The sequence below is a fragment of the Roseibium algae genome (assembly GCF_037783265.1).
GTDB lineage: Bacteria > Pseudomonadota > Alphaproteobacteria > Rhizobiales > Stappiaceae > Roseibium > Roseibium algae.
In genome coordinates, this window is sequence record NZ_JBAKIA010000001.1 from 307,358 (window position 1) to 323,137 (window position 15,780).

General features: G+C 55.9%; 15 protein-coding genes and 1 pseudogene. 9 read left to right on the forward strand and 7 right to left on the reverse strand.

The window, feature by feature from the left end:
- Nucleotides 1-44 precede the first annotated feature (44 nt).
- Both V6575_RS01410 and V6575_RS01415 read right to left on the reverse strand, forming a co-directional pair.
- Nucleotides 45-2,258 carry a flagellar hook-length control protein FliK gene (locus V6575_RS01410; RefSeq protein WP_340272209.1) on the reverse strand — a complete coding sequence of 738 codons (2,214 nt, stop codon included), beginning with the start codon at nucleotides 2,256-2,258 and terminating at the stop codon, nucleotides 45-47.
- Nucleotides 2,259-2,371: 113 nt separating this feature from the next.
- Nucleotides 2,372-2,539, reverse strand: a complete 168-nt coding sequence (locus V6575_RS01415) for a hypothetical protein (RefSeq protein ID WP_340272211.1) — start codon at nucleotides 2,537-2,539, stop codon at nucleotides 2,372-2,374.
- 83 nt (nucleotides 2,540-2,622) lie between these two features.
- Here V6575_RS01415 and mnmA point away from each other — a divergent pair, with 83 nt between their 5' ends.
- Both mnmA and V6575_RS01425 read left to right on the forward strand, forming a co-directional pair.
- Nucleotides 2,623-3,795, forward strand: coding sequence for a tRNA 2-thiouridine(34) synthase MnmA (mnmA, locus tag V6575_RS01420; RefSeq protein ID WP_340272212.1), 1,173 nt, complete (start codon nucleotides 2,623-2,625; stop codon nucleotides 3,793-3,795).
- A gap of 174 nt (nucleotides 3,796-3,969) precedes the next feature.
- Nucleotides 3,970-4,152 carry a hypothetical protein gene (locus tag V6575_RS01425; protein WP_340272213.1) on the forward strand — a complete coding sequence of 61 codons (183 nt, stop codon included), beginning with the start codon at nucleotides 3,970-3,972 and terminating at the stop codon, nucleotides 4,150-4,152.
- Here V6575_RS01425 and V6575_RS01430 read toward each other — a convergent pair.
- Nucleotides 4,149-5,302: pseudogene (locus V6575_RS01430) on the reverse strand (IS4 family transposase). The gene V6575_RS01425 and the pseudogene V6575_RS01430 sit on opposite strands and share 4 nt — an antisense overlap.
- Nucleotides 5,303-5,401: 99 nt before the next feature.
- Here V6575_RS01430 and V6575_RS01435 point away from each other — a divergent pair.
- Nucleotides 5,402-5,713 carry an autotransporter domain-containing protein gene (locus V6575_RS01435; protein WP_340272214.1) on the forward strand — a complete coding sequence of 104 codons (312 nt, stop codon included), beginning with the start codon at nucleotides 5,402-5,404 and terminating at the stop codon, nucleotides 5,711-5,713.
- 116 nt (nucleotides 5,714-5,829) lie between these two features.
- The gene (locus V6575_RS01440) at nucleotides 5,830-6,330 is read left to right on the forward strand and encodes an invasion associated locus B family protein (RefSeq protein ID WP_340272215.1); all 501 of its coding nucleotides are present in this window, start codon (nucleotides 5,830-5,832) and stop codon (nucleotides 6,328-6,330) included.
- Between the two features lie 90 nt (nucleotides 6,331-6,420).
- On the opposite strand, the gene V6575_RS01445 is transcribed toward V6575_RS01440, so the two are convergent.
- Genes V6575_RS01445 through V6575_RS01460 form a run of 4 tightly spaced genes read right to left on the reverse strand, consistent with a single transcriptional unit; the run spans nucleotide 6,421 to nucleotide 10,918 of the window.
- Nucleotides 6,421-7,272 carry a PPC domain-containing DNA-binding protein gene (locus V6575_RS01445; RefSeq protein ID WP_340272216.1) on the reverse strand — a complete coding sequence of 284 codons (852 nt, stop codon included), beginning with the start codon at nucleotides 7,270-7,272 and terminating at the stop codon, nucleotides 6,421-6,423.
- On the reverse strand, nucleotides 7,269-8,897 hold the full coding sequence (locus V6575_RS01450; protein WP_340272217.1) for an acyl-CoA synthetase: 1,629 nt from the start codon (nucleotides 8,895-8,897) through the stop codon (nucleotides 7,269-7,271). The genes V6575_RS01445 and V6575_RS01450 overlap by 4 nt, the downstream gene beginning before the upstream one ends.
- Nucleotides 8,894-10,063, reverse strand: coding sequence for an acetyl-CoA acetyltransferase (locus tag V6575_RS01455; protein ID WP_340272218.1), 1,170 nt, complete (start codon nucleotides 10,061-10,063; stop codon nucleotides 8,894-8,896). The genes V6575_RS01450 and V6575_RS01455 overlap by 4 nt, the downstream gene beginning before the upstream one ends.
- A gap of 33 nt (nucleotides 10,064-10,096) precedes the next feature.
- Nucleotides 10,097-10,918 (reverse strand): IclR family transcriptional regulator, encoded by an 822-nt coding sequence (locus V6575_RS01460; protein WP_340272219.1) that lies wholly within the window; start codon nucleotides 10,916-10,918, stop codon nucleotides 10,097-10,099.
- Between the two features lie 199 nt (nucleotides 10,919-11,117).
- On the opposite strand from V6575_RS01460, the gene V6575_RS01465 reads away from it, so the two are divergent.
- Genes V6575_RS01465 through V6575_RS01485 form a run of 5 tightly spaced genes read left to right on the forward strand, consistent with a single transcriptional unit; the run spans nucleotide 11,118 to nucleotide 15,697 of the window.
- A complete protein-coding gene (locus V6575_RS01465; RefSeq protein WP_340272220.1) occupies nucleotides 11,118-12,140 on the forward strand; it encodes a TRAP transporter substrate-binding protein in 1,023 nt (340 codons plus the stop codon).
- Nucleotides 12,141-12,200: 60 nt separating this feature from the next.
- A complete protein-coding gene (locus V6575_RS01470; protein ID WP_340272221.1) occupies nucleotides 12,201-12,734 on the forward strand; it encodes a TRAP transporter small permease subunit in 534 nt (177 codons plus the stop codon).
- A 3-nt stretch (nucleotides 12,735-12,737) separates the two neighbouring features.
- A complete protein-coding gene (locus tag V6575_RS01475; RefSeq protein WP_340272222.1) occupies nucleotides 12,738-14,102 on the forward strand; it encodes a TRAP transporter large permease in 1,365 nt (454 codons plus the stop codon).
- Complete coding sequence (locus V6575_RS01480; RefSeq protein ID WP_340272223.1) at nucleotides 14,102-14,920, forward strand: SDR family NAD(P)-dependent oxidoreductase; 819 nt, start codon at nucleotides 14,102-14,104, stop codon at nucleotides 14,918-14,920. Before V6575_RS01475 ends, V6575_RS01480 begins: the two co-directional genes overlap by 1 nt.
- Before the next feature lie 24 nt (nucleotides 14,921-14,944).
- Entirely contained in the window at nucleotides 14,945-15,697 is a 753-nt protein-coding gene (locus tag V6575_RS01485) for an SDR family NAD(P)-dependent oxidoreductase (RefSeq protein WP_340272224.1), read from the forward strand.
- Nucleotides 15,698-15,780: the final 83 nt, after the last annotated feature.

Sequence of the window (15,780 nt, forward strand, 5' to 3'; positions counted from 1 at the left end):
TATACTCCTTGGTTTGACCCATGGGATCAAAACCGGGTTCCATCCTAGATTCGGATATCCAAACCAGGCTGTGTGTCTGACAGGTAAACTTGAGATATCTGTTCTTCATGATTTTCAGCGCCGTCCTCAGCCCGATCAAAAACTCGACCGCCATGGGCATCCCCCTGATCATCTTGCGACGAAGCAAATTGTTGCCCCCCCTGATCCTGAAGCGAGAATTGCAAGCTGTTTGAATCTGTATTCAGCCCTGCAGACTCCAGCGCTTTTTCAAGGCCGCGTTGATCGCGCATGAACAAATCCAGTGTTTCTGGGCGCTCCACAATCAAATGGGCCTGAACACTTCCGTCAGAAGCCATTTTCATATGAACGTCGATCCGCCCAAGTTCTGCAGGATCAAGCCGCATCTGGAAACGCGTCTGACCATTTTGAGCATTGCGAGCAATTGCACCCGCCACCTGAGCAGCTGCAGCATTCGTCTGCAGACGAGCAGCCGTCTGAGATGGATCCACCCGCGTTGCGGTTCCCAGATCGCCTTTGCCGAAGTTTCGAACATCAAGCGACGACATCTTCATGTCATCCTCACCGCCAACCGCAGCATCATCCGAAGCTAAATCCTTGTCAGGAACTATCCTGACAAGGTCAACTGCAGTCGCCTGCATGGCAGCCGCACCGCCGCTGGACGCAGTCTTGCCTGCAGCCTCCGGGCCATTGGATACTCCGGCTGAGTTCGCGGGAAGAGGCTTCCGAGAGGCACTATCGTCGTCGCTTGAAACTTCGAATTCTGGAGCACTGTCCAGCGGATCAGCCGGCGTCTGTGCTGAAGTTTGCTTTACTGCCAGACCCGGAGCGCCTGAAGTCTGAACATTACTAGATTGAGCGGCCGGAGACTGGTTGGCAGTCGTCTGGGATGCGACAGCGCGAACGCTCTCGCCATCTCGATTTGCAGCCTTTTTCAGACCATCAACATCTTCTGAGACCATTGATTGATCAGCAAGAGCACCCGCACCACCAGCCAGCACTCCAAGCTGCGCGCCAACTTCAGACGAACCGCCATTTGCCGACATCATAGAAGATGATGCTGCAGAAGACGTGACAGGAGCAGCCCATCCCTGAGCAACACCACCTCTCGCGCGGCTAATCTCCGGCAAATCCGTCTGCCACCGGCGGGAAGGCGCATCCACACTTTGAGAAGGCGCAGCCGCTGAAGCCTGCGAATTGACGGCAACGGTATTCGTCGCCTGTGGATCATTAGAAACCTGTGCCTGCGGAGCGCTTGAGACAACTGACGTTTGCGCATCCGCACCGACGAACGTCTGGCCCGCACTTGCCGCCGCCCCGGCCGCAGCCTTAACGGCATCCGCTGAAGCTATTGGAGAGTCAGAAACTACTGTACCGCCAGCCGGTGACACATCCGCATTAGCATACCCACTGAAGCCAACAAACGCCGGTGCTTTCGCAACAATGCCATCCCCTGCGGCTAGGCCACTCACACCAACTGTCGGCAGGATCGGCGGCGACGGCTTCTCAGCCAGACCGGAGCCGTCAGTCGCAGAGCCTCCAACAGGAGAGCCAGGAGTTCCAGGCACCGCAGCGCCCAGCTGCGCATCATTCAGTGCGCCGTCTGGAACAACTGCGTCACCAGAAGTAGAGACCAACGGTGACAAAGCTTCGGATACAGGCCCCTCAGCAGTGGCCGTCGAGAACTGCGCCGGATTAAGGAAAGAATAGAGCGCATTGGAAGGCGAAGGATTATCAAGCGCCAGAGCATCAAGCTCAGTCGCATCGTCGTCACGCACGCCGCCGTCACTCGCGTCCGCATCACTCACTTCGATGTCAGCATCATCAGCCACTTCGGAAGGAACACCACTTGAGCTAACGAGCATGGCAAGCCCAGGTAAATTCGTGTTCTCAACATCGCCAGATGCCCCTTGCAAGGCGACGTCACTATTAAGGGCGGCTTTCTCATTATTGATAGCGGCAGCATCAGCAGGCAGCCCAGCAGATTCATTGCCAGGCAGCACCTGGCTCGCAAGCCTTTGCTTCCCCAAGCCTTGAGCAAGTTCCGCATCAGAAAGCCCTTCAACTGCGCTTGGAACACCCCCTTCACCCTTGCCAGACTCGCCAGTAGACTGAAGGAAGGATTGAAACGCGCCAGCAACTTCTCCCTCGCCCGCGAAAGGCAAGGCACCAGCTCCACCACCAAGAGCGTTAGCCGATACATCTGTAAACATTCCAATTGGCAGCAAGTCCGCCCCCATCAATTTCGCCCAAAGAGGCAATGATCTGCGCACCACAAGATGCAAGCACCAAGCCAGTTCAGAGAATTAATCAAATACAATAAAATCAATAGGATAAAGGAATTTGATTATTTTCAGAGCGCAGCTACGGCGGCAGCCTTTTCCCATCCGGCAAAGCTTGCCCACCAATGCACGACCAAATGAACACCCCCGCACTGGTAGAATTGGCTTGGCAGCACCATTTCTGTATAGTGCGCGCAAACAAGAACGATCAGCTCGCGGCAAGCCCATCCCGATTGCATTGGCTCGCCCAAAGTCGGCATTGGAATTGCGACCGGAAATTGGCCGCATTCTGTGCCCGTGAGCGACATCAAGGTGAATTGAAATGCAGAACAGTCTGGACCTTCCAAGACGCCCTGAAGACACACGCGTCGTGGTTGCCATGTCAGGTGGGGTTGACAGCTCAGTCGTAGCAGCGCTGATGAAGCAGCAAGGCTATGACGTCGTCGGCGTCACCCTTCAACTCTATGATCATGGAGCTGCAGTCAGCCGCGCCAAATCCTGCTGCGCTGGCCAGGACATTCATGACGCACGGCGTGCTGCTGAAAAGATCGGCATACCGCATTATGTGCTGGACTATGAAAGCCGGTTCAAGGAAGCGGTTATGGATCGCTTTGCCGACAGTTATATTGCAGGCGAAACGCCGATCCCTTGCGTGTCTTGCAATCAGACCGTCAAGTTTCAGGACTTACTGAAGACCGCCAAGGATCTGGGCGCAGACATCCTTGCGACCGGCCACTACGTCCGATCCGCCGCATCAGGCAACAAGCGCGTCATGTTCCGTCCGACCGATCTGGACCGGGATCAGAGCTACTTCCTCTTCGCCACTACGCAAGAACAGCTGGATTTCCTGCGCTTCCCGCTTGGCGGCATGCCCAAGTCCAAAGTTCGGGAGCTGGCACACGACTTCGGCCTGTCAATTGCGGACAAGCCGGACAGCCAGGATATCTGTTTCGTCCCCAACGGCGACTATGCCTCCGTCATCCGCAAACTGCGCCCCAACGCTGCTGAACCCGGCGACATTGTCCATGTCGATGGCCGCGTACTGGGGAGGCACAATGGCATTATCCATTACACAATCGGCCAACGCCGCGGCATCGGCATTGCGACAGGCGATCCGATTTACGTCGTTCGACTGGACGCCGACGCCAAACGCGTTGTTGTCGGCCCACGGGAGGCTCTGGCCACCCGCAAGATTTTCCTGCGCGAAGTCAACTGGATCGGCGACACCCCGCTTGATGAGGGAACCGAGCTGGATCTCTTTGCCAAAGTCCGCTCAACCCGCCCGCCAGCACCCGCTATCCTGCGCGTTCAAGACGGCGTCACGTCGGTCGAGCTCGTTACCGGTGAAGATGGCGTCGCACCAGGTCAGGCATGCGTCTTCTTTGAAAGCGATACAGAAGAGGCTCGCGTCTATGGCGGCGGCTGGATCGCCCGTGCAGAGCGCCACGGCAGCTGGAAACTCGACGAAAAAACAACGCTCGCAGCCTCTGCTTGAAAACTGAAGTGGTCCGGCAAATTCGGAAAGCATGCTCACAAAATGTATCCACCACGCCTGTATGGATGCAAGAATGTCGAAGCGTCGGTTGGAAGAAACTGTCTTGATATTACTGCTGGATGAATAAATGAGCCATTGAAGGCCCATTGGTTCTAGCCTAATGGCGAATGCGTAATGGGCATGGAACGACTCAGGGATCTCAAACGGCTGCAGAAGGAAAACGAGCGTGCCCGCGAGCCAAACGCCAAGCATGCATTGACTTTCAATTTGGACCAATTTGATGCGATAGGCGCAGGTGAAGTAGTCCTGCTTTTTCGGACAGTCACGCTTGGCTCGACCCACTACTGTCCGGTTTAAGTTGGATTGAGGTTTAGGGCTATCTGCCTATTGTCTTTTTCCGGAGGTGGTTGGTGTGTTTTCAGTGCGTTGATTGTCCTTCGGTGCATGAGGTTCAGCCGGATGAGGCGTGTGAATGCGAGCGGTTGCGTGACTGCGGTCTGGGTCGCCTGAACCGCCCTCAGCAGAATGTGCGTTATGAGGGCAATGAAGATCTGTGTACGAACGGCATTTTCCGATGTTCCGAGGAAGTGGCGGATTTTCAGGTTTTGTTTGATCCACTTGAAGAACAGCTCGATTTGCCATCGCTGTTTATAGAGATCGGCGATTTCTTCGGCAGGAGCATCGAGATCGTTGGTGACAAGGCAAATGGTTTTGCCAGAGGAGATCCACACGGAGATCTCACGGACCGGATCGGCAAAGGGATTGCGGCGTGACCGTGCCATGCGCTGGGGCAGCAGCCCGATGCGGTCGGATAGGATTCGCTATTGTCCGGCAGGTCCAATTCTGCCGTGACCTGAAGATTTGTGTTGGTCTTCAGTCGGGAAACGAAGCGGCACCCGTTCGCGTCGAGTTTCTTCCACCATGCGTAATCGTAATAGCCAAGGTCGAACACGTAGGTCATTCCTGGCTCTATGGTCATGTCCTTGGCCGGGGTCATGTCATGAACCCTCTGGCCAGTCACCGTGGTCTCCAGCGCCGTGTCGGCTTGGGGATCATAGGTGACATGCAGCTTGATGGCCCGATGGCCCTTCACCGCATCGGCCCACCCTGCCTTGACGGACGACAACCGGATCTGGGTGGCATCAAGGATGCGCACGGCGTCGGCCAGATGCCTGCGCGTTCGGCGACTGGCGGCCACAGCCATAAGGGCGAACAGCTCGGCATAAAACGCGGCGGGCCGACGGGCATTGGCATCGGCTAGCGTGGTCCTGGCCACGCAGCGACCGCCTGCATGATAGAGCCGGGCGGATTGGCTCATCAGCCCGGTCTCGATCTCTCGAAGGCTTTCCGCGCCCGCAAGCTGACCAAACAGCAAGGCCAAAAACTGGTTTTTTGTCGTCAACCGGCGTACGCGGTGATCCGCCTTGTGCTCATCCACAAGGCGATTGAACGCGCCCCATGGAACATGCTTCAGCACTTGATGAAAAACGCTATTGTGGTGCCGCATGACATTGGTCTCCTGCTCGTGTTCAGAACGCCGCGAAACGTCTGAAATCGAGTAGAATCAATGTCATGCACCAAGTCCACAAAATTAAACCGGACAGTAGTGGGTCTCACCATCGGCACCGAACTGGATTTGGCGAGCTCTTTGGCGCAGATTTCCAAACTCATCATGTCTGCAAGTGCCGCTTGGCTTCATGGGTTTGGCGAAGGAAGAACGCCTGACAGCTCCAATATTCTCCACGGCGCATCCTGGAATGCATATTCAGCAGACGCTGGGCAGGATGCCTTCGAGGGTCAGTTAAACGTAGAAATGTCCTTCAATGATTCTCTATCTGCCTATTTGACAGGAAACTATACACACAGCGACAATGCTGAAAGTGGTCGTGTGATGGGCGGTCTCAGCCTGACGTGGTAAAAAGACGCTTGGTAAGAGGTCAGTGACAAGGAGACCATCGGCACCCCGCCTATGGTCTCCAGACCTTCACCTCGGCGAAACAACAGCTATAAATAAACCAGCAAAGCAGCCCCCAAATGCCGAAACGAATAAAAATAATTGCAGCCATTGCCTTTGTCATGAGCTCCTACTACGCCGCGCCGGTTGCCGCGCAACAGGAGACACAAGATAAGTATTGGCAAACATGGTGTTCGGGCCCCTCTCGCTCAGAAGCGATGCTGTCTTGTGTAACCACGCAAAGCTTGAGGATTAAGGAAACTGGCCAGCTCCTGTTTAAGGTCGACATCGCTTACCCCGCAAAAGCGACAGACCCTGAGTTCCGTTTACAGGCCCCGCTGGGTTTTTTCCTCCCAGGCAAGATCAAACTGACAGTTGACGGCGCTCATCCTTGGGATTTGGATATCGGAATGTGCGACAAACGCGGCTGTTTTTTGCAGACCAAACTACCAGCAGACATGCTCGGAGCAATGAAATCAGGCACGCAGCTGGAAATCGATTTCGCACCTTCCGCCGATAAACGCCAGAAAACCGGTGTGCCTTTGACAGGCTTCAGCAAGGCTATAGCTGCGATCCAATAAATCGCAGGCTCAATTACTGACTTAGTGTTGCCTTTGATGGAAAAAGCCCGCGGAAGACTTCAGCTATCGCTCACAACGCGACTACTCACTCTAACTCGCAACCAGGATCAGTTCAAAGGTGACACACACTGGTGCGCGCCCTGAAACAATTTGGCCTTCGAAGAAATTTCCTTCCGGGTCGACGCAGAAGGTCGGCAAATACGGTTCATCAGAGCTATTGACTCGGGCACCGTCCAGCAAAAGGACTTCGGATATCGGGGATTCCATGGAGGGCTCATCCCTAAAGTCCGCACCAATCAAACTCCCAATGCCCAGAACGTGAGCGTTACGAAGTCCCAGTTCTTCCGACAGCTCGGCAACAGACGTTGAGAGATCCTCATGCGGTGCCAGCGAGACAATCGCGGCGTTCTCCTGAGTTATGTTTTGGGAGTTTTCGATTATGCGAGGACGGAAAAACGAGAAGTTCGTCTCTGCATCCGGCGTGACATCGAAACAGCCGCCATCGAAGGCGTAACCTTTGCCAAAATAGGACGAAGCAACGATCACCTCGCCAGGCAAGAGATGCCCGGCGCAACGTCCACACTCAGAATCCTGCCAGACCGCGTGACAATGGAGAAACCAATCTCCGTCGCGTCTGCCGATGATGGCTGTGCCTTGCTGCAGACGCGCGGCATCACCTAAATACGTCTTACTATACCAGGCGACATGCTGGCCGTCTGGCGATTGATCCGGCATGACATAATTGTAGGGTCCAATTGACAGACCATCGAGCCGCACAACTGCGCTGTCACAGCCCGTCTCGTCCATGACTTTGGCGACCGCGGCCATCAGTGTCATGCCCTCTGGCAAATCGAACTCAAAAATCCTGGCTGCACCGGACACCACATGTCGACGCGGGGATGTTCGTGACCCAGGGTGTTGGATCAAATGTGAGCGACTCATGGAGCGTCCTCAAGCACAGGCATCAGGTCACGCTCCATCAGCTCTTCGCGGATCAGCTTCTTGGTGATCTTTCCGTAAGCCGTTTTGGGCATCTCAGGCAAAAACACAAAGTGGCTCGGCAGCTTATATTTCGCCAGCTTTCCAGCGACTGTTGACAGCAGTGACGCTTCATCAAGGTCCTGCCCGTCTTCAGCGACACAGACTGCAAGGCCGACTTCGCCCCATTTACGGCTCGGAATCCCCAGAACCGCCACTTCCTTCAATGCTGGATGGGTCAACATCAGCTCTTCGATTTCGCGCGGATAGACGTTGGAGCCGCCGGAGATGTACATGTCGGAAGCGCGGCCCGTAATATAAAGATAACCTTCCCCGTCCATATGCCCAAGATCACCGGTCCGGAACCAGCCATTGCGGAACGCCTTGGTGTTGGCTTCATCGTCCTTGTAATACCCCGCACAGACGGCCGGACCGGTGATGCATATCTCACCACTGCCCATGGCAGGCTGCTCTTTGCCAGTGTCATCCTGAATGCTGATCTGAATGCCGGTGCGCTCAAAACCGCAAGTTCCGATCCGCGCTGCCGAGACATCTTCAACATGGTGATCGTGGCGCGGCAATACGGTGATGGCACCTGTCACTTCGCCAAGCCCGAAATACTGAACCAGAACCTTGCCGAGCTTCCGAAGGGCGACTTTCTGATCCTCGCGGTACATGGGAGCGCCTGCATAAATCACATAACGCAGGCTGGAATGATCATGCACATCAACAGATGGGTGCTCGACCAGAAGCTTCACGATGGTCGGCACGGTGAACAAGTTCGTCACCTTATACCGTTCGACCAGCTGCCAAGCCACGGCAGGATCAAACCGGCCGGACGGCAGCAACACACTGACCGCTCCGACCGCCAATTGCGTGAGCTGATGCATGCCGGCGCCATGAGAGATAGGCGCAACCACCAGGCTGACATCGTCCGGCGTCGAGGCTGGCATCAGGTCGTTCAGGTGGTTGACGATGGTGAAGGTGAGCTGGCCGTGTGTCAGCACCACCGCCTTCGGCTTGCCGGTGGATCCCGAGGTGAAAAACAACCAGCAGGGATCATCCCGGTCCACATCTGCATTCAGGACATCCGCGCCCAAATGGGCACGGATCAAAGCTTCATAGGACGATCCGAAGTCCGCATCCCCAATCGCGATGACATTTTGAAGGCCCGGAATGAGCCTCTGGCAAGCGGCGGCATGAGCCGAAAATTCAGCCTCACAGAACATCAGCGTTGCTTCGGCTTTCTGGCCGAGATAGGCGACTTCCTCCGGTCCCTGACGAAAGTTGGATGGCACCCAGACAGCTCCAAGGCGGAAGCATGCGAGCATGATCTCGGTGATCTGATTGTTGTTGGGCGACTGAACCAGCACCCTGTCGCCATGCTTGACCCCAAAATCATCGCGCATGGCTGCGGCCAGAGCCGACACGCGCCCGTCCAGCTCGGCCCAAGTGATGACGTCGTCGTTCCAGATGATCGCAGGCCTTGCACCGAGGCGGCGGGCATTGCGGGTGAGAAAGTGCGCAATGTTCGACGTTCGGGTCGACCAGGGAGGCGTTCTGTCAGGGATTAAGTTCATTGAACTCATTTCAGGCGCTCCAGAATGGAAACGTAATTGGCCACAGCGGCACCGCCCATATTGAACACGCCTGCCAGCTCCACCCCGGGAAGCTGCATATCTCCAGCCTCACCACCAAGCTGCATGGCCGCCATGACATGCTGGGACACACCGGTCGCCCCAAGCGGATGACCTTTGGACTTCAAGCCACCAGACGGATTGATCGGCAGCTTGCCATCCCGGGCGCTTATGCCCTCGCGGATGACACGTCCGCCCTGCCCGCGTTTTGCAAGTCCCATGGCCTCATATTCCAGAAGCTCTGCGATGGTGAAACAGTCGTGGGTTTCAACCATATCCAGATCATCCAGTGTCAGTCCGGCCTCGGCCAACGAGGCTTTCCATGCGCCGCGGGCACCAGCAAATTCAGTTACATCGCGGCGCGACAGAGCCAGAACGTCATTCACCTGATTGCGCGCACGGAAGCCGATGGCACGCTTGAGGATTTGCGCCACATCCGGCGCAGCCACAATCATGGCTGCTGCACCATCTGAAATCAAAGAACAATCCGTGCGCCGCAGCGGACCGGCGACCAGAGGGTTTTTCTCCGTGACTGTGTTGCAGAACTCTGCATCCAGATCCTTTCGCATGTGCGCGTAAGGGTTCAACAGACCATTGCTGTGGTTTTTTGCAGCGATCATGGCCAGCTCTCTGGAATGATCACCGTTTTCCTGAAAATATGTCTCGGCGATCTTGCCGAAGATCCCGGCAAAACCCGCGTCAACCTGATCTTCCTCAGCCCGGTAACAGCCGCCGAGCATGATCTCGCCAGCACGCGCCGTCGGCACTGCGGTCATCTTCTCAGCTCCGACGACCAACGCGATCTTGCCACGTCCAGCCGCGATGAAATCCATCGCTGCATAGAGCGCTGCGGATCCCGTCGCGCAGGCATTTTCCAAACGTGCAGCCGGGACATTACGCAAGCCATCCATTGCCATTCCGACCAAGGCGCCTTCGAAGGCCTGGGGCGTAAATCCATTGTTGAAGACGCCGACGAAAATTCCGTCAACATCCTGAGCACCAACACCCGCATGGTCCAGGGCAGTCGGCACGACCTCCGCAATAAGTCCTTCCAGACTTGGTGTCTCGGATTTGCCAAACTTTGTATGGGCCCAGCCCACTATCTGCGCGTGGTTCATATTCTATCCTCCCGGAACAACCAAAGGCCCGGCTTAAGCCGTGCTTGGGCTGTTAAAATCCAGTTTTCTGTTTAATTTCTTTTCAATCGTGTGTTTTTCTCGGCTCAGAAGTGCCGCGATTTCCAGCTGACGTTCCGGCTGCATGCGCGTTTCGATAGCCGCAATGGACAGCGCACCGATCGGCTGCCCGCCCGGCGCAATAAGGGCAATGCCAAGCGCCCAGGAATTCGGCAGATAAAGCCCTGGATTGACCGACCATCCGCGCTCGCGCGTCTCGCGCATGTGCACCTTCAACAGGTCCGGCGTGTAACCCGAATAGCCGCTCGCCAGTACCTGCATGTTGTCGGCAATAATATCTTCCGCTTCCACATCCGACAGCGCCGCTAGGATCGCCATCGCCCCGGCGCCAACGCCAAGCGGGTGCATTTGCCCTGCCTGAAGAGCTTGGGTTCGGATCGGAAAAGGCCCGTCTTCTCTGTGCAGGCAAATCGAATGGGACCCACGGCGGATCGACAAAAAGCTGGTGTCCTCGCTGTCACGGGACAGCGCAACAAGACTATCGATCGCAAGGTCGAGAAGATTGAAACGTCGGTTCGCCATCAGTCCTATCACGTAACTCTCTGCACCCAGCCCATAAGTGCGGCTGCCCTCATCCTGTTCGACGAGCCCGGCCCGAATAAGAGCCAGCAGCATGCGCCGCACTGTCGGACGGCTCAATCCGCTCTGATCAACCAAAGCATTGATGGGAACAGCACTTCCCCCGGCCCGTGCGATTGCCGACAGCAGCCAAAGCGCACGATCAACGCTTTGCGCACCAGCCGCCCCACTCTTTCCTTGCTGCGATGCATTATCCATAATATGGACACATCCTTTCAATTTCTCACTTATATACTGACGTTAATTTCTAAAATACGCAAGAAAATGGATATTTTTCTTACATTTTACATTACATAGCGCTAACCTTAGTCTAGCGCATATATCCACTATATGGACATTATTCTTTAGAGGAAGGGTAATGCCCGTAATGATCGGCGCACAAACGGGAGGAAATCTAATGAAGACTTTAGCCATTGCCACTGCCACGGCTTTGTCACTCACCTGTGCTGCACAGGCAGAGACTTTGACTATGCAGAGCGTCTACCCTTCATCGCTTCCGCTTCTGGGTGACAGCGGGGTCCGGCTCACACAACAAGTGGAAGCCCTAACAGGCGGAGAGCTGAAGATTGAGTTCAACGAGCCTGGCGCCATCGTCGGCGGCAACGAAATGTGGGATGCCATTTCCACAGGTGCCGTGGATGCAGGCTGGTACAGCCCGGGCTTTGCGCAAGGCATTATTCCGTCAGCAGCCATTTTCACCGCTGTTCCCTTTGGGCCGGATGTGCGCGCGTACACAGCATGGTGGTACTTCGGCGGTGGCAAGGAAATCTGGGCCGACATCACGGCTGAGTACAACATCCATACCGAACTCTGCAGCATTCTGGTGCCAGAGGCTTCAGGCTGGTTCGCCAAGGAAATCAACACCCCTGAAGACCTCAAGGGCTTGAAAATGCGCATTTTCGGTCTGGGTGCGTCTGTGATGGGCAAACTGGGCGTTGAAGCACAGTCCATGCCGGTTTCCGACACGATGACAGGCCTGCGCCTCGGCACGATTGATGCTGCTGAAGTCTCCTTCCCGCTGATCGACAAAGCGGTCGGCATGAACGAATATGCCTCCCATTATTATTTCCCGGGCTGGCATCAGCAGACGTCTCTGGTCACATTCATCATCAATCAGGATGTTTGGGACGGTCTCACAGATCAACAGCGTTTGACCATTCAAACGGCGTGCCAGGCCAATGTGGCCTACACTGCAGCCGAAGGCGAAGCCAAACAGCTTCAACCCCTCGAAGATCTGAAGGCAGCAGGCGTGCAGGTGCATCAGTGGAACGACACCATGATGACCGCTTTCCGCACCGCTTGGGACGAAGTTGCCATGGAGCAATCTGCTGCGGATCCGAACTTCAAGCGCGCTTGGGAAAGCCTTTCCGAGTTTCGTGCAAACTTCCAGACATGGTCTGACCTTGCCTATATGAAGTAAGCGACAAAAGCCGGGCGCAGTGCGCCCGGCGACCCTTATTCTGCTCTCCAGGTAGATCCAATGAACATGCTTTTGCAGCTCTCCGATTGGCTGGCCTTGCCCTGCCGTTTTGCGGCCCGCGTCTGCGGCTGGCTGCTGCTGGTTCTGACAGCGGTCATTCTTTATGACGTCATCGGCCGGCGTTTTTTCTCCACCGGCTCCTTCAAGCTGCAGGAGCTGGAATGGCATATTCACGGCACCATCGCCGTGCTCTGTTTCGGCTGGACATACCTTGCCAATGGCCACGTGCGGATCGACGTTTTTTCCAACAACATGCAGCGCAGCAGCCGCATCTGGCTCGAGATTTTCTCCATCGTGGCTTTCCTGATCCCGTTCATGCTGCTTTTGACCTGGTTCGGCTCGGACTTCGTACTGAGGTCCTTCGCGAGTGGTGAGAGCAGTCCCGGCGGCGTCGGTCTTTCAAACCGCTGGATCATCAAATCCATGATCCCGCTCGGCGCGATCCTGACCATCTCCGGAGGCCTGGCCGTTCTTTGCAGAAATGTTGTCGCCTTGTGCCGTCCCGATCTGCTGCAAAATCCCTGGGAGCGCTGAGCAATGGTCGAGATTATTGCAGCGGTCCTGCCAGGTGCAATGTTCCTGTCGCTGATCGTGCTTCTGTTTTCCGGCGCGCCCGTCGCGATCATGCTGATGGGCGTCAGCCTGATCTTCGGTCTGCTGGCAATCTGGACCGGAGACATGAGACTGGTTCACGCAACTCTGCTTCCCAATCGAATTTTCAGCGGCACCATCGACAATGCGGTGCTGGTGGCAGCGCCCATGTTCATTTTCATGGGCCTGATCATGGAGAAAACCCGCATTGCCGAGGACCTGCTGCTAACCCTGCAACGGTTGATGCGCGTGATCCCCGGCGGGCTGGCCCTTGCCGTCATCCTGATGGGCACCATTCTGGCCGCGGCCACCGGCATTATCGGCGCTTCGGTCGTCATGCTGACGATGCTGGCGATCCCGACCATGCTGGAGCGAGGCTACGACAAAGGCCTGTCTGCAGGCACCGTGGCCTCCGCAGGAACACTCGGCATTCTCATTCCGCCATCGGTCATGCTGGTGTTCATGGGGGACCTGCTGTCCGTGTCCCTCGGACGGCTGTTTGTTGCCGCCCTCATGCCAGGATTGCTGCTGGCTGGCTGTTACGTCATCTACATCATAGCGCGCTCGTTCTTTCAGCCGTCCGTTGCGCCCAAGGCACCGCCGCCAACTGAAGAAGAAAGCCGTGGTCTTTGGCTCGAGACAATCAAATCGGTTCTTGCGCCTCTCGTCATGATCATCGCTGTGCTCGGGTCAATTCTTGGAGGTGTGGCCACGCCCACAGAAGCATCTGGCGTGGGTGTAGCGGCTGCCTTACTGCTTGGCTTATTGCGTGGTAGGTTGAACATCAAGACATTGAAGGAATCCATGGACGGATCGATCACGTCCCTTGGTATGTTGTTCTTTATTTTCGTAGGCGCGACGGCCTTCTCCTACATCTTCCGGAAAGTCGGCGGTGAGCATTTCATCGTTGATACTGCACGGACCCTGCCATTTGGCGATTGGGGCCTTCTGTTCTCGATCATGCTGATGATCTTCGTCATGGGTTTTTTCTTCGACTGGATCGAAATCACCCTGATCATGCTGCCGATTTTCGCCCCCATTGTCGCTCTGATGGATCTCGGCGATCACGTCGACAAGGCGCAGATGATCTATTGGTTTGCCATTCTGGTGTCCATCAACCTTCAAACCAGCTTCCTTACCCCGCCGTTCGGATTTGCTTTGTTTTATCTGAAGGGTGCAGCAGGTGACATGCTCTCGATGAGTGACATTTACCGAGGCGTCATTCCATTTGTGCTGGTCCAGCTCGTCATGCTCGGACTGGTGATCGCCTTTCCAGACATTGCCCTCTGGCTGCCCAACAAGGTGTTTTAATGAGCCAACAGAGGAAACCGGGCCGCTTCTCAGGCAAACGCATAGCGGTGATTGGCGCTGGCTCGGTCGGCCCTGGCTGGGGCAACGGGAAAGCCGCAGCCGTTCTTTACGCCCGCGAAGGTGGTCAGGTTCTGGTCGTGGACCAAAATGAAGTTGCGGCGCTGGAAACCGAAAACCTCATTCGCAGCGAAGGCGGCAGCGCAAACAATTTTGTCGGTGATATGACTGATGCGAACGCTGCGAAGGCAGCCATTGCAGCTGCCCTCACGGCTTTTGGCGGGCTTGATGTGTTACATTTCAATGTTGGCATCAGCACGCGTGGCGGCATTGCAGATACGTCGTTCGAAGATTGGCGGCGGGTTTTCTCAATCAATCTGGACGCCGCCTTTCATGTCACGCAAGCTGCTCTTCCAGAATTGGAACGGGGCACGGGCAGTTCGATTGTTTACATCACCACGCTCGCTGCGGAACTGAACGGCCCCTACCCTTACGTGGGCTATGAATCCTCGAAAGCTGCGCTTTGCCGCTTGTCGCGCAGCGTGGCTGCAGACTATGCAGCGCGCGGCGTACGCTCCAATACGGTGGTGCCGGGCATGATCGACACTCCGCATGTGCACGCTCATGTGGCCAGCTCTACAAACCAACAAGCAGTGGCGGATACCCGCGCCGCGCAAGTGCCCATGAAGCGACAAGGCACCGGATGGGATGTCGCAGAGGCGGCCTTGTTCCTTGCATCTGATGCTGCCGGGTTTATCACCGGGGTCGATCTAAGGGTGGACGGCGGCATGTCGATCCTCATGGGCAACGCTGCAATCTGATATTCTTTGGGAGAAAAACTGAAAATGACACAGAAAATCGCATTGGTAACCGGGGCAGCCCGAGGCATTGGCCTGGCAACTGCGAAGCTATTTCTACGAGAAGGCTGGAAAGTTGCCATGGTCGACCGCGATCAGGCAGAACTGGAGCAAGTTGCAGTCGGACTTGAAGGAACCAAGGCTTTCACTTGCGACGTTTCAGTCCCCAAAGCCGTTGATCAGCTGTTCAAGGACGTGCTCGAGCACTTCGGCCAGATCGATGCCCTTGTCAACAATGCAGGCGTTGCCGATTTCGGCCCAATTGAAGACACGGATTTTTCCCGTTGGCGGACCGTGATGGAAACCAATCTGGACGGCGTATTCCTGATGACCCAGGCAGCGACACCGGCCCTGAAAGAAACAAAAGGCGCCGTCGTCAACATCGCATCTATTTCAGGCCTGCGCGCGTCAACCCTTCGCGTAGCCTACGGCACCTCAAAAGCCGCCGTCATTCATTTGACCAAGCAACATGCAGCTGAACTTGGTGAATACGGCATCCGTGCCAACTGCGTCTGCCCTGGCCCCGTGCGCACCAAGCTGGCCATGGCCGTCCACTCGCCGGAAATCATCGCCGCCTATCATGATGCCATTCCGCTAAACCGGTACGGCTCGGAAGCAGAAATCGGTGAAGTCATCGTTTTCCTCTGCAGCGAAAAGGCCAGCTATGTCACCGGTCAGATCATTGCCTCAGATGGCGGATTTGAAAGCACTGGCGTCGGCCTTCCCGCCTTGCGAGATTAAACGCGAGACGGGCAAAACTGACCTGCTCCCCGAGAAAAGCACCACATTTCGGGGAGCAGGTCAGATTTGGAGTGTTGTCCGCT